General features: G+C 61.5%; 20 protein-coding genes. 10 read left to right on the top strand and 10 right to left on the bottom strand.

Going from position 1 to position 18,482, the window contains the following annotated elements; translation table 11 throughout:
• The first annotated feature begins 10 nt into the window (after positions 1 to 10).
• Positions 11 to 334 (top strand): DUF3392 domain-containing protein, encoded by a 324-nt coding sequence (locus H096_RS04730; protein WP_016972961.1) that lies wholly within the window; start codon positions 11 to 13, stop codon positions 332 to 334.
• Positions 335 to 478: 144 nt separating this feature from the next.
• Here H096_RS04730 and trmB read toward each other — a convergent pair whose 3' ends face one another.
• The 4 genes from trmB to H096_RS04710 form a co-directional block, all read right to left on the bottom strand.
• Positions 479 to 1,204 (bottom strand): tRNA (guanosine(46)-N7)-methyltransferase TrmB, encoded by a 726-nt coding sequence (gene trmB / locus H096_RS04725; RefSeq protein WP_033897051.1) that lies wholly within the window; start codon positions 1,202 to 1,204, stop codon positions 479 to 481.
• A gap of 9 nt (positions 1,205 to 1,213) precedes the next feature.
• The gene (locus H096_RS04720) at positions 1,214 to 2,008 is read right to left on the bottom strand and encodes a thiazole synthase (protein ID WP_016976029.1); all 795 of its coding nucleotides are present in this window, start codon (positions 2,006 to 2,008) and stop codon (positions 1,214 to 1,216) included.
• 52 nt (positions 2,009 to 2,060) lie between these two features.
• The gene (gene thiS, locus H096_RS04715) at positions 2,061 to 2,261 is read right to left on the bottom strand and encodes a sulfur carrier protein ThiS (RefSeq protein ID WP_015886354.1); all 201 of its coding nucleotides are present in this window, start codon (positions 2,259 to 2,261) and stop codon (positions 2,061 to 2,063) included.
• A gap of 71 nt (positions 2,262 to 2,332) precedes the next feature.
• A complete protein-coding gene (locus tag H096_RS04710; protein WP_033897049.1) occupies positions 2,333 to 2,713 on the bottom strand; it encodes a DUF423 domain-containing protein in 381 nt (126 codons plus the stop codon).
• A 74-nt stretch (positions 2,714 to 2,787) separates the two neighbouring features.
• Between H096_RS04710 and mtgA the strand changes: the two genes are divergently transcribed.
• Positions 2,788 to 3,510 carry a monofunctional biosynthetic peptidoglycan transglycosylase gene (gene mtgA, locus H096_RS04705; protein WP_016976027.1) on the top strand — a complete coding sequence of 241 codons (723 nt, stop codon included), beginning with the start codon at positions 2,788 to 2,790 and terminating at the stop codon, positions 3,508 to 3,510.
• Positions 3,511 to 3,578: 68 nt separating this feature from the next.
• On the opposite strand, the gene rpoH is transcribed toward mtgA, so the two are convergent.
• The 4 genes from rpoH to ftsY form a co-directional block, all read right to left on the bottom strand.
• Positions 3,579 to 4,433 (bottom strand): RNA polymerase sigma factor RpoH, encoded by an 855-nt coding sequence (gene rpoH / locus H096_RS04700; RefSeq protein WP_016972967.1) that lies wholly within the window; start codon positions 4,431 to 4,433, stop codon positions 3,579 to 3,581.
• A 129-nt stretch (positions 4,434 to 4,562) separates the two neighbouring features.
• Positions 4,563 to 5,588 (bottom strand): permease-like cell division protein FtsX, encoded by a 1,026-nt coding sequence (gene ftsX / locus H096_RS04695; RefSeq protein WP_033897048.1) that lies wholly within the window; start codon positions 5,586 to 5,588, stop codon positions 4,563 to 4,565.
• Entirely contained in the window at positions 5,585 to 6,256 is a 672-nt protein-coding gene (gene ftsE / locus H096_RS04690; RefSeq protein ID WP_003234627.1) for a cell division ATP-binding protein FtsE, read from the bottom strand. The genes ftsX and ftsE overlap by 4 nt, the downstream gene beginning before the upstream one ends.
• The gene (gene ftsY / locus H096_RS04685) at positions 6,253 to 7,593 is read right to left on the bottom strand and encodes a signal recognition particle-docking protein FtsY (protein WP_033897046.1); all 1,341 of its coding nucleotides are present in this window, start codon (positions 7,591 to 7,593) and stop codon (positions 6,253 to 6,255) included. Before ftsY ends, ftsE begins: the two co-directional genes overlap by 4 nt.
• A gap of 231 nt (positions 7,594 to 7,824) precedes the next feature.
• Between ftsY and H096_RS04680 the strand changes: the two genes are divergently transcribed.
• From H096_RS04680 to H096_RS04665, 4 genes are all read left to right on the top strand, one after another.
• Positions 7,825 to 9,180 (top strand): pitrilysin family protein, encoded by a 1,356-nt coding sequence (locus H096_RS04680; RefSeq protein ID WP_016976024.1) that lies wholly within the window; start codon positions 7,825 to 7,827, stop codon positions 9,178 to 9,180.
• The gene (locus H096_RS04675) at positions 9,173 to 10,663 is read left to right on the top strand and encodes a pitrilysin family protein (protein ID WP_033897045.1); all 1,491 of its coding nucleotides are present in this window, start codon (positions 9,173 to 9,175) and stop codon (positions 10,661 to 10,663) included. The genes H096_RS04680 and H096_RS04675 overlap by 8 nt, the downstream gene beginning before the upstream one ends.
• Positions 10,663 to 11,271, top strand: a complete 609-nt coding sequence (rsmD, locus tag H096_RS04670; protein WP_033897044.1) for a 16S rRNA (guanine(966)-N(2))-methyltransferase RsmD — start codon at positions 10,663 to 10,665, stop codon at positions 11,269 to 11,271. The genes H096_RS04675 and rsmD overlap by 1 nt, the downstream gene beginning before the upstream one ends.
• 202 nt (positions 11,272 to 11,473) lie before the next feature.
• Positions 11,474 to 12,466: a hydrolase gene (locus tag H096_RS04665; protein WP_033897043.1), complete on the top strand. Its 993-nt coding sequence runs from the start codon at positions 11,474 to 11,476 to the stop codon at positions 12,464 to 12,466.
• Here the strand turns inward: H096_RS04665 and H096_RS04660 are convergent.
• Together H096_RS04660 and H096_RS04655 are read right to left on the bottom strand one after the other, a co-directional pair.
• A complete protein-coding gene (locus H096_RS04660) occupies positions 12,453 to 13,307 on the bottom strand; it encodes a sulfurtransferase (protein WP_033897042.1) in 855 nt (284 codons plus the stop codon). The two genes, H096_RS04665 and H096_RS04660, sit on opposite strands and share 14 nt — an antisense overlap.
• 34 nt (positions 13,308 to 13,341) lie before the next feature.
• Complete coding sequence (locus tag H096_RS04655; RefSeq protein WP_010207263.1) at positions 13,342 to 14,013, bottom strand: TetR/AcrR family transcriptional regulator; 672 nt, start codon at positions 14,011 to 14,013, stop codon at positions 13,342 to 13,344.
• A 144-nt stretch (positions 14,014 to 14,157) separates the two neighbouring features.
• Here H096_RS04655 and H096_RS04650 point away from each other — a divergent pair, with 144 nt between their 5' ends.
• From H096_RS04650 to coaD, 4 genes are all read left to right on the top strand, one after another.
• Positions 14,158 to 15,585, top strand: coding sequence for a coniferyl aldehyde dehydrogenase (locus tag H096_RS04650; RefSeq protein WP_033897040.1), 1,428 nt, complete (start codon positions 14,158 to 14,160; stop codon positions 15,583 to 15,585).
• Positions 15,586 to 15,613: 28 nt separating this feature from the next.
• Positions 15,614 to 16,159, top strand: coding sequence for a hypothetical protein (locus H096_RS04645; protein WP_033897039.1), 546 nt, complete (start codon positions 15,614 to 15,616; stop codon positions 16,157 to 16,159).
• A gap of 38 nt (positions 16,160 to 16,197) precedes the next feature.
• The gene (locus tag H096_RS04640; protein WP_033897038.1) at positions 16,198 to 17,793 is read left to right on the top strand and encodes a GMC family oxidoreductase; all 1,596 of its coding nucleotides are present in this window, start codon (positions 16,198 to 16,200) and stop codon (positions 17,791 to 17,793) included.
• A 114-nt stretch (positions 17,794 to 17,907) separates the two neighbouring features.
• Positions 17,908 to 18,387: a pantetheine-phosphate adenylyltransferase gene (gene coaD, locus H096_RS04635; protein ID WP_003176711.1), complete on the top strand. Its 480-nt coding sequence runs from the start codon at positions 17,908 to 17,910 to the stop codon at positions 18,385 to 18,387.
• The last annotated feature ends 95 nt before the right edge of the window (positions 18,388 to 18,482 follow it).

The raw sequence follows: 18,482 nt of genomic DNA, 5'->3' as shown, positions 1-18,482 counted from the left end.
AGGAAATCGAATGGATTTGGTACTCGACCTGCTCGCCACCGTGTCCCGCTGGAGCCGTAGCAACCTGTCGGAAATCTCACTGGCTCTCGTCGGCTGCCTGCTGGTGCTGTTCGGCGCAGATATCAAAGGCTGGGTGGAAGCGCGCTTGGGCAGCATCGCGGGCGCGTTGCGCGTACCGCTGATGGCGCTGGTGTGCATGATCGGCAGCGGCGCCGCCTTGATCTACGCCACGCCGTGGATTGTGCGGGGGTTGAGCCAGTTCAATAACTACAGCCTGGCGCCGGTGTTGGTGGTGGTGCTGGTGTTGATTGGCGTCGTTGCAGACCGGCGCTGATCCCAAAGCCAACACAGATACAAATGTGGGAGCGGGCTTGCTCGCGAATGCGGTGCATCAGTCAACATTTCCGGTGACTGACACTCCGCTTTCGCGAGCAAGCCCGCTCCCACATTTTTGACCGCGTTCCAAGCCAATAGCTTGTCAGTCAACCTTCTCAAACTTCAAATCCCATACACCATGCCCGAGTCGCTCGCCGCGACGCTCGAACTTAGTGATCGGACGCTCAGCCGGGCGTGGCACGCATTTGCCATCTTCGGCGATGTTGCGGTAGCCGGGGGCGACGTTCATCACTTCCAGCATGTATTCCGCATACGGTTCCCAGTCGGTGGCCATGTGCAGGATGCCGCCCACTTTCAGCTTGCTACGTACCAGCTCCGCGAAGGAGGCCTGGACGATGCGGCGTTTGTGGTGACGGGCTTTGTGCCATGGGTCCGGGAAGAACAGCATCAGGCGGTCGAGGCTGTTGTCGGCGATGCAGCGGTTGAGCACTTCGATCGCGTCGCAGTCATACACGCGCAGGTTGGTCAGCCCTTGGGTCAGCACGCCATTGAGCAGCGCGCCCACACCTGGGCGGTGCACTTCCACCCCGATAAAGTCCTGGTCCGGCGCAGCGGCGGCCATTTCCAGCAGGGAATGGCCCATGCCGAAGCCGATTTCCAGGGAACGCGGGGCCGAACGGCCGAACACCTGGTCGTAATCCACCGGCGCATCGGCCAGGGGCAATACGAACAGCGGCGTACCTTGCTCCAGGCCCTTTTGCTGGCCTTCGGTCATGCGACCGGCGCGCATCACAAAACTCTTGATGCGGCGGTGCTTGGACTCGTCGCCTTCTTCCAGGGTATTCGGCGTTTCGTTTGATTCAGTCATCAATGGCTCTTACTTGATCAGACCATCCAGCGGCGAGGAGGCGCTGGCGTAGAGTTTTTTCGGCATACGACCGGCGAGGTAGGCCAGGCGGCCCGCGACGATGGCGTGGTTCATGGCTTGCGCCATCATGATCGGCTGCTGGGCGTGGGCGATGGCCGAGTTCATCAGCACCGCATCGCAGCCCAGCTCCATGGCGATGGTCGCGTCGGAGGCGGTGCCCACGCCGGCATCCACCAGCACCGGAATCTTGGCTTCTTCAAGGATGATCTGCAGGTTGTACGGATTGCAGATACCCAGGCCGGAACCGATCAGGCCGGCCAGCGGCATGACGGCGATACAGCCGATTTCTGCCAGTTGGCGCGCGATGATCGGGTCATCGCTGGTGTAGACCATCACGTCGAAACCTTCCTTGACCAGCGTTTCAGCGGCCTTGAGGGTTTCGATCACGTTGGGGAACAGGGTTTTCTGGTCGGCCAGCACTTCCAGCTTCACCAGGTTATGGCCGTCGAGCAGCTCACGCGCCAGGCGGCAGGTGCGCACGGCTTCGATAGCGTCATAGCAACCGGCGGTGTTCGGCAGGAAGGTGTAGCGATCCGGCGACAGCACTTCGAGCAGGTTCGGCTCGCCTTCGATCTGGCCGAGGTTGGTGCGGCGCACGGCGAAGGTAACGATCTCGGCGCCCGAGGCTTCGATGGCCAGGCGGGTTTCTTCCATGTCGCGGTACTTGCCGGTGCCGACCAGCAGACGGGACTGGAAGGTACGACCGGCCAGGACGAAGGGCTTGTCGCTACGAACGATGCTCATGGGAAATCCTCGAAATGGGGTGAGGTTCTGCAGAATTCAGGAAGCTGCGCGACTAGCCGCCGCCGATGGCGTGGACCACTTCGACCTGGTCACCTTCGGTGAGCGCAGTTTCGGCGTGCAGGCTACGCGGGACGATATCCAGGTTGAGTTCCACTGCGACACGACGCCCGGTCAGGTCCAGACGGGTCAGCAGGGCCGCAACGGTTTCACCGTCGGGCAGTTCAAAGGATTCGCCGTTCAACTGAATGCGCATGCCACGGGCCGCCATCGTTTTAAGGGGCCCGCATTCTAGCGCGATTGGGACCTGAAGGTCAGCTCCAAGCGTCAAGCGGTCAGCTGCAAGCGCCAGGCTGCGAGGCCCAGGAAGAACCACCCAAGCAGAAATGCCAGCCCGCCAAACGGCGTGATAATCCCGAGTTTACTGATCCCGGTCAGGGTCAGCACATACAGGCTGCCGGAGAACAACAGGATACCGACAGTAAACGAGATGCCCGCCCAGCTGACCAACCGGCCAGGAATATGCGCCGCCAGCAACGCCACACCGAACAATGCCAGGGTATGCACCAGTTGGTAGGTCACGCCGGTATGGAAGATCGCCAGGTACTCAGCGCTCAAGCGGTTTTTCAGGCCATGGGCGGCGAACGCGCCGAGCGCGACACCGGTGAAGCCGAAAAAGGCAGCCAACATCAGAAAGCCACGCAACATGAGGAACTCCAGTCAGACTCAAAGGGCCGGGTCTGTATAATGGCCCGCTCAACGGGTTCGGCCAAGCCATCTCTATGCTGCGTCTCCTCTTCAAACGCTTTCTCAACGTCGTGAAATGGTTTGCCATCGGCAGTGTGCTGCTGGTGTTGCTGTTTCGTGTCGTCCCGCCGCCGTTCACCGCGCTGATGGTGGAACGCAAGGTTGAATCCTGGTTCGACGGCGAACCCATTGACCTGCAGCGCAGCTGGGTGCCGTGGGATGAGATCTCCGACGACCTCAAAGTGGCGGTGATGGCCGGCGAAGACCAGCGCTTCCCGCAGCATTGGGGTTTTGACTTCGGTGCGATCCAGGCGGCGATCCTGCACAACGAGCGCGGCGGCTCGATTCGCGGCGCCAGTACCTTGAGCCAGCAGGTGTCGAAGAACCTGTTCCTGTGGGCCGGCCGCAGTTATTTGCGCAAAGGCCTGGAAGCCTGGTTTACCGGGTTGATCGAGGTGTTGTGGCCCAAACAGCGGATTCTTGAGGTGTATCTCAACAGTGTTGAGTGGGATGAGGGGGTGTTTGGCGCGGAAGCGGCAGCTCGGCATCACTTCGGCGTGAGCGCTAAGGGATTATCGCGCCAGCAGGCCAGCTATCTGGCGGCAGTGTTGCCTAACCCTCGGGTGTGGAGTGCCAGTCATCCGACGGCGTATGTGGCGCGGCGCGCAGCGTGGATTCGGCAGCAGATGAGTCAGTTGGGTGGGGATGGCTATTTGGTCGAACTGAACAACTCGCGCAAAGCACCATGGTCTGACTGACCCTAAGTCCCAAACAAAAAATGCCCCGACCTTTCGATCGGGGCATTTTTTTGTCTTTTCGCTGCGTTTTAGGCGGCGATCGACAACTTCAGCTTGTTCATCGCGCTTTTCTCAAGCTGACGAATCCGCTCGGCCGACACGTTGTACTTCTGCGCCAAGTCGTGCAGCGTGGCTTTGTCTTCTGCCAGCCAGCGCTGGTAGAGGATGTCACGGCTGCGGTCGTCCAGCACTTCCAGCGCTTCGTGCAGGTTGTGGTTGGAGTTGTCGCTCCAGTCCGCATCCTCCAGTTGACGCGCCGGGTCGTACCGGTGGTCTTCCAAGTAGTTGGCCGGCGATTGGAAGGCGCTGTCGTCGTCCGCTTCAGCGGCCGGGTCGAAGGCCATGTCATGGCCGGTCAGGCGGCTTTCCATCTCGCGCACTTCACGGGGCTCCACGCCGAGGCTTTCGGCCACGCGGTGGACTTCCTCATTGTTCAGCCACGCCAGGCGTTTTTTCTGGCTACGCAGGTTGAAGAACAACTTGCGCTGGGCCTTGGTGGTCGCCACTTTCACGATGCGCCAGTTGCGCAGGATGAACTCGTGGATTTCCGCCTTGATCCAGTGCACAGCAAACGACACCAGACGCACACCCATTTCCGGGTTGAAGCGTTTCACAGCCTTCATCAGGCCAACGTTGCCTTCCTGGATCAGATCAGCCTGGGCCAGGCCGTAGCCGCTGTAGCTACGGGCGATATGTACAACAAAACGCAGGTGGGCGAGCACCATCTGCCGAGCCGCCCCCAAATCCTGCTCATAGTAGAGACTCTCGGCCAGTTCACGCTCCTGCTCGGGCGTCAGCAATGGAATGCTGTTGACCGTGTGCACATAGGCTTCCAGGTTCGCACCCGGGACCAAGGCATAAGCAGGTTGCAAAGAAGTGGTCATACGAAAAAACCTCCGACTCACATAACTCGTGCAGTGAAGCACTGCGAAAATTGACCGGGAACCGTAGGACAAGTTCCCTAAACCGCCAATACGGTCAATACAAACGAAACCACATTAATCTGACATTAACTACTTCGGTGCCAACTCGCGTAAATGACGAGCGACCGCAATCCAAGCACCGATATACCCCAACAATACCGCGCCAAGCAAGAGACTCAGACCATCGGCTACCGGCACACCGGCCAGCGCAAAATCACTGCCGTAGAGTCCGGCCAGCCCGACCACCGCGTCGTTCAGCCAGTCCAGGCCGAAAGCCAGCACGCCCCAGGACAAAATCCCGGCACCAAAGCCATAAAGCGCGCCCATGTACAGAAAAGGACGACGCACATAGCTGTCCGTGCCGCCGACCAGTTTAATCACTTCTATCTCGGTGCGACGGTTTTCAATATGAAGACGAATGGTATTACCTATCACCAAAAGTAATGCAGACACCAACAGCACCGTCAGACCGAACACAAAGCGGTCGCCCAGCTTGAGGATCGCCGCCAGGCGCTCTACCCAGACTAGATCAAGTTGCGCCTGTTGCACCTTGGGCATCTCTGCGAGTTTTTGCCGCAGGGCTTCCAGCGCCGGCTTGTCCACTTCATTCGGCGTCACCAGCACCACGCCCGGCAGCGGGTTCTGTGGCAGCTCTTTAAGCGCCTCGCCCAGGCCGGATTGTTGCTGGAACTCTTCAAGGGCCTGGTCGCGGCTGATGTACTCGGCATCCGCCACACCTGGGATGTTCTTGATGTCGTCGCGCAACGCTTCGCCGTCTTTGGCGCTGGCGTCGATGTTCAGGTACAGCGAGATCTGCGCCGCGCGCTGCCAGGAACCGCCGAGGCGCTCCACATTATTGAGCAGCAGCGACAAACCCATCGGCAGGCTGAGGGCCACTGCCATCACCAGGCAGGTGAAAAAGCTGCCGATCGGCTGCTTGCCCAGGCGGCGCAGGCTGTCGACCAGGCTGGCGCGATGGCTTTCGACCCAGGCGCGCAGCAGGGTGCTGAAGTCCGGGCCGTCATCGTCGTGATCGTGTTTTTTCTTCGGCGGCTGCGGATCGGCCGGTTTCGGCGCCACGCGCTCGGAGACTTTAGGGCTGCGGGTCGCACTCATACGCCAGCCTCCCCGTCACCGATCAAGCGGCCGCGTTGCAAAGTGAGCATGCGATGGCGCATACGCGCGATCAGCGCCAGGTCGTGACTGGCGATCAGCACGCTGGTGCCCAGGCGGTTGATGTCTTCGAACACGCCCATGATCTCGGCCGCCAGGCGCGGGTCGAGGTTACCGGTAGGTTCGTCCGCCAGCAGCAGGGCCGGGCGATGGACGATGGCGCGGGCGATGCCGACGCGCTGTTGCTGGCCGGTGGACAGGTCGCCGGGATAGAGGTCGGTCTTGTCCGACAGCGCCACACGCTCCAGGGCCGAATCCACGCGCTTGACGATCTCGGCCTTGGACAGTCCGAGGATCTGCAACGGCAACGCCACGTTATTGAACACAGTGCGGTCGAACAGCAACTGGTGGTTCTGGAACACTACGCCGATCTGGCGGCGCAGGAACGGAATCTGCGCATTGCTAATGGTGGCCAGGTCCTGGCCCGCCAGCAACAACTTGCCGGTAGTCGGGCGTTCCATGGCCAGCAGCAGGCGCAACAGGGTACTTTTGCCGGCACCGGAGTGCCCGGTTACAAACAGAAACTCGCCGCGACGCACTCGAAAGCTCAGCTCATGCAAGCCCACATGCCCGTTGGCATAGCGTTTACCGACCTGCTCGAATCGAATCATGAACGCTCCCGCTCGGCAAACAGTGCCTGTACAAAGGGTTCGGCTTCAAAGGTGCGCAGGTCGTCGATGCCTTCACCGACGCCGATATAACGAATCGGCAACCCGAACTGTTTGGCCAGGGCGAAGATCACGCCGCCCTTGGCCGTGCCGTCGAGCTTAGTCAATGCCAGGCCGGTCAGTTGCACCGTCTGGTTGAATTGTTTGGCCTGGCTGATGGCGTTCTGGCCCGTGCCCGCGTCAAGCACCAACAGAACCTCGTGCGGCGCGTCTGCATCGAGCTTGCCGATCACGCGACGGACTTTCTTCAGCTCTTCCATCAGGTTGTCTTTGGTGTGCAGGCGACCGGCGGTATCAGCGATCAACACGTCGATGTTGCGGGCCTTGGCGGCTTGCACGGCGTCGAAGATCACCGAAGCGGAATCCGCGCCAGTGTGCTGGGCGATCACCGGGATCTTGTTGCGCTCGCCCCACACCTGCAACTGCTCAACCGCTGCGGCGCGGAAGGTGTCACCGGCGGCCAGCATGACTTTCTTGCCTTCGGATTGCAGCTTCTTGGCCAGCTTGCCAATAGTGGTGGTCTTGCCAGCGCCGTTGACGCCCACTACTAGGATCACGAACGGTTTGTTCGGGGTGATCACCAGCGGTGCCTCAACAGGCTTGAGCATGGCGGCCAGTTCGGCCTGCAGGGATTTGTACAGCGCATCGGCGTCCGTCAGCTGCTTGCGCGCGACCTTCTGGGTGAGGCTCTGGATGATCACAGCGGTGGCTTCGACGCCCACGTCGGCGGTGAGCAGACGGGTTTCGATGTCTTCCAACAGTTCGTCATCAATGACCTTTTTGCCGAGGAACAGGCTGGCCATGCCTTCGCCGATGCTGGCGCTGGTCTTGCTCAGGCCTTGCTTGAGACGGGCAAAGAAGCCGGTCTTGCTGGTTTCGACGGCAGCTGCCACGGGCTCTGGCTCGATCACCGCGGGCGCAGCGACCTCGACCACAGCCGGAATCGGCGGAGTCACGTGCTCAGCCTGCACATTTTCGACCAGGGCCACGGGCTCTTCGGCCACCGGCAGTTCCGGCCACGGCTTGTGCTCTGGCTCTGGCTCCGGCTCCGGCTCAGCTTCGACCACCGGCTGCAACACCGGCTCGGCCATCGGCAACACCACCGGTTCCGGAGCTTGCGCGACCGGTTCGGCTTCTACTATAGGCTCAGGGATGGGTTCAGGTTGAACCGGCGGCTGTTCGTCGACGGTTTCCTGCGGCTTTTTGCGCAGCCATCCGAACAGGCCTTTTTTCTCGCCAGCCGCAGCTGGGGTCTTCTTGTCGTCGTTGGAACCAAACATGGAGACGGCTATCTCAAGGTAGCGACGCGCCAGTAGGCGCGTCGGTAAATAAAATTCGATGCGTAACAGACTGTTTTTTAGCCAGCTCGTTCATGCGCAACATTTTGAAGGCCAAAATAGGGCCTCAACAAGACAGCCGCAGTGGCCGTCACTCAGTCGGATCAGTATCCTAGCACCTCCTCGCCCGCCGACGCTAAGACCAAGCGGGCAGCCCAACAGGTTTAAAAACGAATGAATGCTCTAGCCCGCCGCGCCGCAGGCCTGCTGTTCAGCACAGTTTGTCTGCCTCTTTCAGCCTTGGCTGCCGACCCACAACCCACCCATGAATTCACCCTGGATAACGGCCTGAAGGTGGTCGTACGCGAAGATCATCGCGCGCCTGTGGTGGTTTCCCAGGTCTGGTACAAGGTCGGTTCGAGCTACGAAACCCCGGGCCAGACCGGTTTGTCCCACGCCCTGGAACACATGATGTTCAAGGGCAGCGCCAAAGTCGGCCCCGGCGAAGCCTCGCTGATCCTGCGCGACCTGGGCGCCGAAGAGAACGCCTTCACCAGCGACGATTACACCGCCTACTACCAAGTACTGGCCCGTGATCGCCTGGGCGTCGCCTTCGAGCTGGAAGCCGACCGCATGGCCAGCCTGCGCCTGCCGGCCGACGAGTTCAGCCGCGAAATCGAGGTCATCAAAGAGGAGCGCCGCCTGCGCACCGACGATAACCCGATGTCCAAGGCCTACGAGCGCTTCAAGGCCATGGCCTTCCCGGCCAGCGGCTACCACACGCCGACCATCGGCTGGATGGCCGACCTGGACCGCATGAAGGTCGAAGAGCTGCGCCACTGGTACCAATCCTGGTACGTGCCGAACAATGCCACCTTGGTGGTGGTCGGCGACGTCACCCCGGACGAAGTGAAAAACCTGGCCCAGCGCTACTTTGGCCCGATTCCCAAGCGTGACGTGCCACCGGCCAAGATCCCGATGGAATTGGCCGAGCCCGGCGAGCGCCTGCTGACCATGAAGGTGCAGACCCAGCTGCCGAGCGTGATCCTGGGCTTCAACGTGCCCGGCCTGGCCACCGCCGAAGACAAACGTTCAGTGCAGGCGCTGCGCTTGATCTCGGCGTTGCTGGACGGCGGCTACAGTGCACGGATCTCCGAACAGTTGGAGCGCGGTGAAGAGCTGGTCTCTGCCGCCTCCACCAACTACGACGCCTACACCCGTGGCGACACCCTGTTCATGCTGACTGCCACCCCCAACCAGCAGAAGAAAAAGACCGTCGCCCAAGCTGAAGCCGGCCTGTGGCGCCTGCTGGAAGAGCTGAAGGCCAAGCCGCCGACCGCCGAAGAACTGGAACGCATCCGCGCCCAGGTGATTGCTGGCCTGGTCTACCAGCGTGATTCCATCACCAGCCAGGCCACGGCCATTGGCTCCCTGGAGACCGTTGGCCTGTCCTGGAAACTGATGGACACCGAGCTTGCCGACCTGCAAAGCGTGACCCCGGACGATATCCAGAAAGCCGCGCGCACCTATTTCACCCGCGAACGTCTCAGCGTCGCCCATGTCTTGCCTCTGGAGACCGCTCATGAGTGATCGCAAAAGCAGCCGCCTGATTTTCCCCGGCCTGATCGTTGTCACCCTGATCGCCGCCAGCGCCGTGTATTTCCTGCGCCCGAGCGACTCTGTCGCCAGCCCGGCGCTGGAAAAAGCCCAGTCGAGCAACAAACTGCAATCCCTGGCAGAGCTGGACGACAAGGCACCGACCAACCGCAAGCTCGACGTACAAACCTGGACCACCGCCGAAGGCGCCAAGGTGCTGTTCGTCGAAGCCCATGAACTGCCGATGTTCGACGTGCGCATCCTGTTCGCCGCCGGCAGCAGCCAGGACGGCAACGTGCCGGGCCTGGCGCTGATGACCAACGCCATGCTCAACGAAGGTGTGCCGGGCAAGGATGTGAGCCAGATCGCCCGTGACTTCGAAGGCCTGGGCGCAGACTTTGGCAATGGCGCTTATCGCGACATGGCGCTGGTATCCCTGCGCAGCCTCAGCGACAGCGATAAACGTGACGCCGCCCTGAGCCTGTTTGATCAGGTGATCGGCAAGCCAACCTTCCCCGCCGACTCCTTGGCGCGGATCAAGAACCAGATCCTCGCCGGCTTCGAGTACCAGAAGCAGAACCCCGGCAAGCTGGCGAGCCTTGAGTTGTTCAAGCGCCTGTACGGCGATCACCCTTACGCACACCCGAGCGAAGGCACGCCAGAGAGCGTTCCGAAGATTACCCTGGCGCAGTTGCAGGCATTCCACGCCAAAGGCTATGCGGCCGGCAACGCGGTGATCGCGGTGGTGGGTGACCTGACCCGCGCCGAGGCCGAAGCCATGACCGGCAAGATTTCCGCCTCGCTGCCTAAAGGCCCGGCCTTGCCGAAAATCGCCCAGCCGACCGAACCCAAGCCAGGCTTGAACCGCATCGAATTCCCGTCCAAGCAGACGCACCTGCTGTTCGCCCAACTGGGCATCGACCGTGCCGACCCGGACTATGCGGCTTTGTCCCTGGGTAACCAGATCCTTGGCGGCGGTGGTTTCGGCACCCGCCTGATGAGCGAAGTGCGTGAAAAACGCGGCCTGACCTACGGCGTGTACTCCGGCTTTTCACCGATGCAGGTGCGCGGCCCGTTCATGATCCAGCTGCAGACCCGCGCCGAAATGAGCGGCGGCACCCTGCGCCTGGTGGAAGACGTGGTGAAGGACTACCTCGACAACGGCCCGACGCAAAAAGAACTGGATGACGCCAAGCGTGAGCTGGCTGGCAGCTTCCCACTGTCCACCGCGAGCAACGCCGATATCGTCGGGCAGCTGGGTGCGATGGGTTTCTACAACCTGCCGCTGACCTATCTGGAAGATTTCATGAAACAATCCCAGGCCCTGACCGTAGAGCAGGTCAAGGCTGCCATGAACAAACACTTGAGCGCCGACAAGATGGTCATCGTGACCGCCGGCCCGACGATTGCGCAAAAGCCACTACCGCCCCCCACTGACAAACCCGCCGAGCAGCCGCTCGGGGTTCCGGAGCATTAATGGCCAGTTCATCTCGCCCGAAAAAACCTGTCCACAACGTGCATAACGGTGTGGGCCAGCTGCGCATCATTGGCGGCGAATGGCGCAGCCGCAAGCTGAGCTTCCCCGACGTGGTAGGCCTGCGCCCGACGCCGGACCGCGTGCGTGAAACCCTGTTCAACTGGCTCGCGCCGTACATCGCGGGCGCCAAGGTGCTGGACCCGTTTGCTGGCAGTGGCGCGTTGTTCCTGGAGTCGCTGTCCCGTGGCGCCGCCCAGGCTCAGGCGCTGGATGCGAGCAATATCGCAGTCTCCAGCCTCAAGGAACACCTGGGCACCCTGCGCTGCACCAATGGCCAGGTGCAAACCGCCGACGCGCTGCGCTATCTGGAAACCCAGCCGGCCAGCCCGTTCGACGTGGTATTCCTCGACCCGCCGTTCAACCAGAACCTGCTGCCGACCGTGTGCACGCTGCTGGAAGAACGTCAGTGGCTGGCGCCGGATGCATGGATCTACACTGAAAGCGAGACCGCGCCTTCGACCCTGGGCCTGCCGGCAAGCTGGCGCCTGCACCGGGAACAGAAGTCCGGACGGGTGTATTACGCGTTGTGGCATCGCAGCGTCGCTTGACCTCTGTTTATGCAGGCCAGGCTGACTGTGCTAATCGGGCTTGTTGTGGCGAGCGGGCTTGCCCCGCGTTGGGCTGCGCAGCGGCCCCAGTAAACACACTGCGCACTGTCAGTTAAACCTCACCGCCAGGATTCAGGGCCGCTTCGCGCCCCAACGCGGGCGGTGCGACGATTCGACAAGCCCGCTCGCCACAGAGATTTGCATGAACCTTTGCGCTAATACCTTCACCCCCGCCTTCGGCCTCGGCAACCCCCACCTGCAAACACTGTGGGGGCCGCTGTGGCGTCCCACCACCCACATCGACCGCCAACGCGAACGCCTGTGGCTGGAGGACGGCGACTTCCTCGACCTCGACTGGCATGGCCCCCACGACGCGCAGGCGCCGTTGGTGCTGGTGCTGCACGGCCTGACTGGCTCATCCAACTCGCCTTACGTGGCCGGCCTGCAAAAAGCCCTGGCTGCGCAAGGCTGGGCCAGCGCCGCGTTGAACTGGCGTGGCTGCTCGGGCGAACCGAACTTGTTGGCGCGCAGCTATCACTCGGGTGCCAGCGAAGACCTCGCGGCAGCGATTGCCCATCTGCGCACCAAGCGGCCGTTGGCGCCGCTGTATGCCGTGGGTTATTCGCTGGGCGGCAATGTGCTGCTCAAGCATCTGGGCGAAACCGGCGCGGCATCGGGGCTGCAAGGTGCGGCGGCGGTGTCGGTGCCGTTTCGCCTGGACCAATGTGCGGACCGCATCGGCCTGGGCTTTTCGCGGGTGTATCAGAAGCACTTCATGCGTGAAATGCTGGCGTATATCCGCGTCAAGCAGCATCGCTTTCTGCAGGACGGCCAGGCAGATGGGCTCAAAACCCTGGAAGCCTTGGGCTCACTGGAAAAGATGCGTACGTTCTGGGATTTCGACGGTCGGGTCACCGCACCGCTCCACGGGTTTCTGAGTGCCGAGGACTATTACCGCCGTGCGTCGAGCCGCTATTACCTGAGCGATATCCGCACGCCCACCTTGATCATCCAGGCCGCCGATGACCCGTTTGTGTTCGCCCATAGCCTGCCCGAGGCGAGTGAATTATCGGCGTGCACGGAGTTTGAGCTGCTGGCCAAGGGTGGGCATGTCGGCTTTGTCGATGGCACCCTCAAGCGCCCCGGTTATTACCTGGAGCGCCGTATTCCCGCCTGGTTGCTCAGTCGCCGGTAGCGATTGCCCGCGCTGGATCAGTAATCCACTCGCTCCACGACCCCGCATACAACTTGCCCAACGGGTAACCCGCCAGACTCAGGGCGAACAGGTTGTGGCACGCCGTCACGCCGGAACCGCAATACGCCACCAGTTCATCCGGCGAGCGACCTTGCAGTTGCGCGGCGAAGCGCTGCTTGAGCTGTTCAGCCGGCAGGAAGCGGCCGTCCGCGCCCAGGTTTTCGTTGAAGGCCGCACATTGCGCGCCTGGGATGTGCCCGGCGATCGGGTCAATCGGCTCCACTTCGCCACGAAAGCGTGGTTGAGCGCGGGCATCGATCAGCGTCAATCCCGGCTGGCCCAGGCGTTTTTGCAGGTGTTCGGCGTCCAGCAACAAGCGGTTGTCCGGCGTACCGGCGAACGTCCCAGGCTCAACCAGCGGCGCGTCCAGGCTCAGCGGGAAACCTGCGGCGTGCCAGACCTTGAGGCCGCCATCCAGGATAAACACGCCATCGCGCTTGCCCAGCCAGGCCAGCAGCCACCAAGCACGCGCGGCATAGGCGCCGGGGCCGTCGTCGTACAGCACGATTTCGGTATCTGCGCTGATGCCCCACGCCCGCAATTGTTGAATCAAGGTGTCCGCCGCTGGCAATGGGTGACGACCGGTGACGCCCTTGGTCACCGGGCCACTGAGGTGTCGCTCCAAGTCGGCGTATTGCGCGCCTTCGATATGCCCTTCGGCATAGCTGCAACGCCCGTAGTCCGGGTCTTCCAAGGCAAAACGGCAATCCAGGATCACCACCCCGCCGGCCTTCTGGCGCTCGGCCAGTTGCTGGGGGCTGATCAGTTGGGCAAGCGGCATGACGGACTCCTAGTGAACAGATTCGGGAAAGGTCCTACTTCACTTCTTCCAATGCCTGATTCAACGGCACGTAAAACTCTTTGAACAATGCATCCACGGCGTCTTTGGCTTGAGGGGTGACAAACCCGGCCTCCAGCACCAGCACCTGATACACCCCACGCTTGATCGCCTCGGCGCTCAAATGGGCAGAGTTTTCATTGGTGGTGCACAAGAAACGCACCCAGGAGGTGAGGATGATCCAGGCGTTGAGGGTCAGGGCTTCGGTTTGCACCGGGTCCATGTTGAGGATGCCGGCATCGACAAACCCTTGGTAAATAGCCCCGCCCTGGGTCAGGCAGCGCTGGGAAAAGCGCCGATAGCCGGTGGCCAATTCCGGGTCGCTTTCCAGCAGGTGTTCGAGGTCACGGTGCAGGAAACGGTAGCGCCACATGCCGGCCAACACGGCCTGCAGGTAAAAACGCTTGTCTTCGACGGTGACGGCACGGCCTTGGGGCGGGCGCAGGAAACTGTCCACCAGCGCTTCATATTCGCGAAACAGCACGGCGATGATCGCCTGCTTGTTGGGGAAGTGGTAGTACAGGTTGCCCGGCGAAATTTCCATATGGGCGGCGATGTGGTTGGTGCTCACACTGCGTTCGCCCTGCTGGTTAAAAAGCTCCAGGCTAGTTTGCACAATGCGCTCGCTGGTCTTTACTCGTGGTGCCATAGGGGATCAGCTTCTGTACACGTGATGGAGCATCTTACGGCCTAATCTTGCGAGGATAAATCCGCATCTGCGTAATGATATTTGACAATTTAGAGCAATGACTCTAAAAATCCAGGCAGACCTATAACAATCGGGAACGCCGCCATGTCTGCCAACGTTGCCTATCTGCAAGATTCCCAGGTGCTGGACCAGCTCCAAGAGCTGTTCGACACCCAGCGCCGTGCCTACGCCGCCAACCCGATGCCGCCGGCCGCACAACGCCAGCAATGGCTCAAGGCCCTGCGCGACCTGCTCAGCGACGAGCGCCAGGCGCTGATCAACGCTATCAGCCAGGACTTCAGCCACCGCAGTGCGGACGAAACCCTGTTCGCCGAACTGATGCCCAGCCTGCATGGCATCCATTACGCCAGCAAACACCTCAAGGGCTGGATGAAACCTTCCCGTCGCGCCGTAGGCATTGCCTTCCAGCCCGCGTCAGCCAAAGTCATCTATCAACCCCTGGGCGTGGTCGGCGTGATCGTGCCCTGGAACTACCCGTTGTACCTGGCCATCGGCCCGTTGGTCGGTGCACTGGCGGCGGGCAACCGGGTGATGCTCAAGCTCAGCGAGTCGACACCCGCTACCGGCGAGTTGCTCAAGTCGCTGCTGGCGAAGATCTTCCCCGAGGACCTGGTGTGCGTGGTGCTGGGTGAAGCCGAAGTCGGCATGGCGTTCTCCAAGCTGCCCTTCGACCACCTGCTGTTTACCGGCGCCACCAGCATTGGCAAGCATGTAATGCGTGCAGCCGCCGAACACCTCACGCCGGTGACCCTGGAATTGGGTGGCAAGTCGCCCGCCATCGTGTCCGCCGATGTACCGCTCAAGGACGCCGCCGAACGCATCGCCTTCGGCAAAGCGCTGAACGCGGGGCAAACCTGCGTAGCACCGGACTACGTGTTGGTGCCAGAAGATCGCGTCGAGGGTTTCGTCGAGGCCTACACCCAGGCCGTTCGCGGGTTCTATCCGACCCTGGTCGACAACCCGGACTACACGGCCATCATCAACGAACGACAACTGGCCCGGCTCAACGCCTACGTCAAGGACGCGACCGACAAAGGCGCCACCTTGATTCCGCTGTACGACCAAGGCCAGGCGCGGCGCATGGCCCACAGCCTGTTGTTGAATGTCAGCGATGACATGACCGTGATGCAGGACGAAATCTTCGGCCCGGTGCTGCCGATCGTGCCCTATCGCGGCATCGACCAGGCCTTCGCCTACATCAACCAACGACCTCGCCCACTGGCCCTGTATTACTTCGGCTACAACAAGGGCGAGCAGGATCGTGTGCTCCACGAAACCCATTCCGGCGGCGTCTGCCTGAACGACACCTTGCTGCATGTGGCCCAGGACGATATGCCGTTCGGCGGCATCGGCCCGTCGGGCATGGGCCATTACCACGGCCACGAAGGCTTCCTTACCTTCAGCAAAGCCAAAGGCGTGCTGGTGAAACAGCGCCTGAACGCGGCGAAGTTGATCTATCCGCCCTACGGCAAATCGATTCAGAAGTTGATCCAGAAGCTGTTCGTCCGCTGAAACCGCCACCCACGGGATAACAATAACAATGAACCCTAGCCTGACTGAAACACCCGCGCTGTCGCGGCGCGGCGTCCTGAAAATCGGCCTGTGCGCCAGCGCCTTCCTGGCCACCGCCGGGCTGGGCGCCAGCCTCAGCGGTTGCTCCAGCAGCACGCCGGCCAGCGGTTTCGTGATGTTGCGTAGCAGTGACCTGCCGTTCCTGCGCGCGGTGATCCCGGTGCTGCTGGAAGGTGTGGCCAGTGCCCAGGCCGTTGCCAGCGGCATTGAAGACACTCTCAAGAAACTCGACTTCAGCCTGCAACGCCTGTCGCCGGAGATGTTCAAGCTCACCCAGCAACTGTTCGACGTGTTGGGCATGGCCATCACCCGTGGCCCGCTGACCGGGATCTGGGGCAGCTGGGAAAACGCCAGCAGCGAGCAGATCCGCAACTTCCTGCACCGCTGGGAAAACAGCTACCTCAACCTGCTGCGCATGGGCCAGGGCTCGCTGCTTAAGCTGGTGATCATGGCCTGGTACTTCCAGCCGGCGTCCTGGGCCCATTGCGGTTACCCCGGCCCGCCGAAAATTTGAATCGCCTCCCCCCACAATAAAAACTAGAGACGACCCTGATGCCCGTACCCGATCCCTTCCGCGACGGCATGGCCCGTGGCTGGAAAACCCACAATGGCGCCGCCCTCGACAACGACCTGACGCTGGAAGCCGATGTGGCGATCATCGGCAGCGGCGCCGGTGGCGGCACCACCGCCGAAATCCTCAGCGCCGCCGGCTACAAGGTGCTGCTGATCGAAGAGGGTCCGCTCAAGACCAGCAGCGATTTCAAGTTGCTGGAAGACGAGGCCTACACCAGCCTGTATCAGGAGGGCATCGGCCGCATGAGCAAGGATGGCGCGATCACCATCCTTCAGGGCCGTGCAGTGGGCGGCACGACGCTGATCAACTGGACGTCGAGCTTCCGTACCCCGGACGCCACCCTGAGCCACTGGGCCAGCGAATATGCGGTGAAGGGACATAGCAGCGCCGAAATGGCACCGTGGTTTGAAAAAATGGAGCAGCGCCTGGGCATCGCGCCCTGGGCCCTGCCGCCTAATCCCAACAACGATGTGATCCGCAAAGGCTGCGAGAGGCTCGGCTACAGCTGGCACGTGATCCCGCGCAATGTGCGCGGCTGCTTCAACCTGGGGTATTGCGGCATGGGCTGCCCGGTGAATGCCAAGCAGTCGATGTTGGTAACCACGATTCCGTCCACCCTGGAAAAGGGCGGCGAACTGCTCTACCTGGCCCGCGCCGAACGCCTGATCTACAGCGGCGACACGATCAGCAGCCTGGAATGCGTGGCCATGGATAACCTGTGCGTGACGCCGACTGGCCGCAAAATCACCGTGAAAGCCAAGCACTATGTGCTCTCCGGCGGCGGCATCAACAGCCCGGCGTTGTTGATGCGCTCGGATGCGCCCGACCCGCACAAGCGCCTCGGCAAACGCACCTTCCTGCACCTGGTGAATTTCTCCGCTGGGTTGTTCGACGAGGTGATCAACCCGTTCTACGGCGCGCCGCAGTCAATCTATTCCGACCATTTCCAGTGGCAGGATGGCACCACTGGCAAAATGTCTTACAAGCTGGAGGCACCGCCCTTACATCCTGCACTGGCCAGTACGTTGCTTGGTGGCTATGGCCCCCAGAACGCCCTGGACATGAGCCAATTGCCCAATACCCACGCGATGCTGGCGCTGCTGCGCGATGGTTTCCACCCCGACAGCCCCGGCGGCAGCGTGGAACTGCGCGGCGACGGCACGCCGGTGCTCGACTACCAGGTCTCGGATTACGCCTGGGACGGCTTGCGCCGTGCGTTCCACAGCATGGCCGAGATCCAGTTCGCCGCGGGCGCCAAGTCGGTCAAGCCGCTGCATCACGATGCGCGCTACGTAAAAACCGTGGGCGAAGCCCGCACGCTGATTGAAGGCCTCAACCTGGAACTGCACCGCACCTGCCTGGGCAGTGCCCATGTGATGGGCGGTTGTGCCATGGGTGAAGACCCGAAAAACGCAGTGGCCGACAGCCTTGGTCGCCACCACCAACTGCGCAACCTGTCGATCCACGATGGGTCTTTATTCCCCACCAGCATTGGGGCCAATCCACAATTATCGGTGTACGGTTTGACCGCCCAACTGGCGACAGCATTGGCCGAACGTCTGAAAACAGCGTGAAAAAACACGGTATTCGTGCTGTCTATAGTGCTTTCTTCTGCACAAGTTGACTTGGCCGACCGGGATGGCTGCGATACCATCCGGTTCCCCAACGGACTCCGCCAGGACGACGCGATGAACCGAGTGTTGTACCCAGGAACCTTCGACCCGATTACCAAAGGCCATGGCGATCTGGTCGAACGTGCCTCACGCTTGTTCGACCATGTGATCATCGCGGTCGCAGCCAGCCCCAAGAAAAACCCGCTGTTTCCCTTGGAACAGCGCGTGGAACTGGCGCGTGAGGTCACCAAGCACCTGCCCAACGTGGAAGTGGTAGGCTTTTCGACGCTGCTGGCGCATTTCGCCAAAGAGCAGAACGCCAATGTGTTCCTGCGCGGCCTGCGTGCGGTGTCGGACTTCGAATACGAATTCCAGCTGGCCAACATGAACCGTCAGTTGGCGCCGGACGTGGAAAGCCTGTTCCTCACGCCGTCGGAACGTTATTCGTTCATTTCCTCGACGTTGGTCCGTGAAATCGCCGCTTTGGGCGGGGATATCACCAAGTTCGTGCACCCGGCTGTAGCAGATGCGCTAACGCTGCGCTTCAAGAAGTAACACCGTTCAATCGGCGCCTGCTCGCACTGCGGGCGCCAATGCGGCACAATTGCGCGCATTAGTTTTCAGATGCCTTGGCTGACGGCCCTGGCAGG

The organism is Pseudomonas sp. FH1, assembly GCF_000510895.2.
Classification (GTDB): domain Bacteria; phylum Pseudomonadota; class Gammaproteobacteria; order Pseudomonadales; family Pseudomonadaceae; genus Aquipseudomonas; species Aquipseudomonas azotoformans_A.
This window is presented reverse-complemented; position numbering and strand designations above follow the sequence as displayed.

Coding starts and splice junctions, on each gene's coding strand:
- trmB (WP_033897051.1), bottom strand. CDS start 1,204: ATGACTGAATCAAACGAAACGCCGAATACCCTGGAAGAAGGCGACGAG.
- mtgA (WP_016976027.1), top strand. CDS start 2,788: ATGCTGCGTCTCCTCTTCAAACGCTTTCTCAACGTCGTGAAATGGTTT.
- H096_RS04720 (WP_016976029.1), bottom strand. CDS start 2,008: ATGAGCATCGTTCGTAGCGACAAGCCCTTCGTCCTGGCCGGTCGTACC.
- thiS (WP_015886354.1), bottom strand. CDS start 2,261: ATGCGCATTCAGTTGAACGGCGAATCCTTTGAACTGCCCGACGGTGAA.
- H096_RS04645 (WP_033897039.1), top strand. CDS start 15,614: ATGAACCCTAGCCTGACTGAAACACCCGCGCTGTCGCGGCGCGGCGTC.
- H096_RS04730 (WP_016972961.1), top strand. CDS start 11: ATGGATTTGGTACTCGACCTGCTCGCCACCGTGTCCCGCTGGAGCCGT.
- H096_RS04710 (WP_033897049.1), bottom strand. CDS start 2,713: ATGTTGCGTGGCTTTCTGATGTTGGCTGCCTTTTTCGGCTTCACCGGT.
- H096_RS04650 (WP_033897040.1), top strand. CDS start 14,158: ATGTCTGCCAACGTTGCCTATCTGCAAGATTCCCAGGTGCTGGACCAG.
- ftsX (WP_033897048.1), bottom strand. CDS start 5,588: ATGAGTGCGACCCGCAGCCCTAAAGTCTCCGAGCGCGTGGCGCCGAAA.
- rsmD (WP_033897044.1), top strand. CDS start 10,663: ATGGCCAGTTCATCTCGCCCGAAAAAACCTGTCCACAACGTGCATAAC.
- H096_RS04660 (WP_033897042.1), bottom strand. CDS start 13,307: ATGCCGCTTGCCCAACTGATCAGCCCCCAGCAACTGGCCGAGCGCCAG.
- ftsY (WP_033897046.1), bottom strand. CDS start 7,593: ATGTTTGGTTCCAACGACGACAAGAAGACCCCAGCTGCGGCTGGCGAG.
- H096_RS04655 (WP_010207263.1), bottom strand. CDS start 14,013: ATGGCACCACGAGTAAAGACCAGCGAGCGCATTGTGCAAACTAGCCTG.
- H096_RS04675 (WP_033897045.1), top strand. CDS start 9,173: ATGAGTGATCGCAAAAGCAGCCGCCTGATTTTCCCCGGCCTGATCGTT.
- H096_RS04640 (WP_033897038.1), top strand. CDS start 16,198: ATGCCCGTACCCGATCCCTTCCGCGACGGCATGGCCCGTGGCTGGAAA.
- H096_RS04680 (WP_016976024.1), top strand. CDS start 7,825: ATGAATGCTCTAGCCCGCCGCGCCGCAGGCCTGCTGTTCAGCACAGTT.
- H096_RS04665 (WP_033897043.1), top strand. CDS start 11,474: ATGAACCTTTGCGCTAATACCTTCACCCCCGCCTTCGGCCTCGGCAAC.
- coaD (WP_003176711.1), top strand. CDS start 17,908: ATGAACCGAGTGTTGTACCCAGGAACCTTCGACCCGATTACCAAAGGC.
- ftsE (WP_003234627.1), bottom strand. CDS start 6,256: ATGATTCGATTCGAGCAGGTCGGTAAACGCTATGCCAACGGGCATGTG.
- rpoH (WP_016972967.1), bottom strand. CDS start 4,433: ATGACCACTTCTTTGCAACCTGCTTATGCCTTGGTCCCGGGTGCGAAC.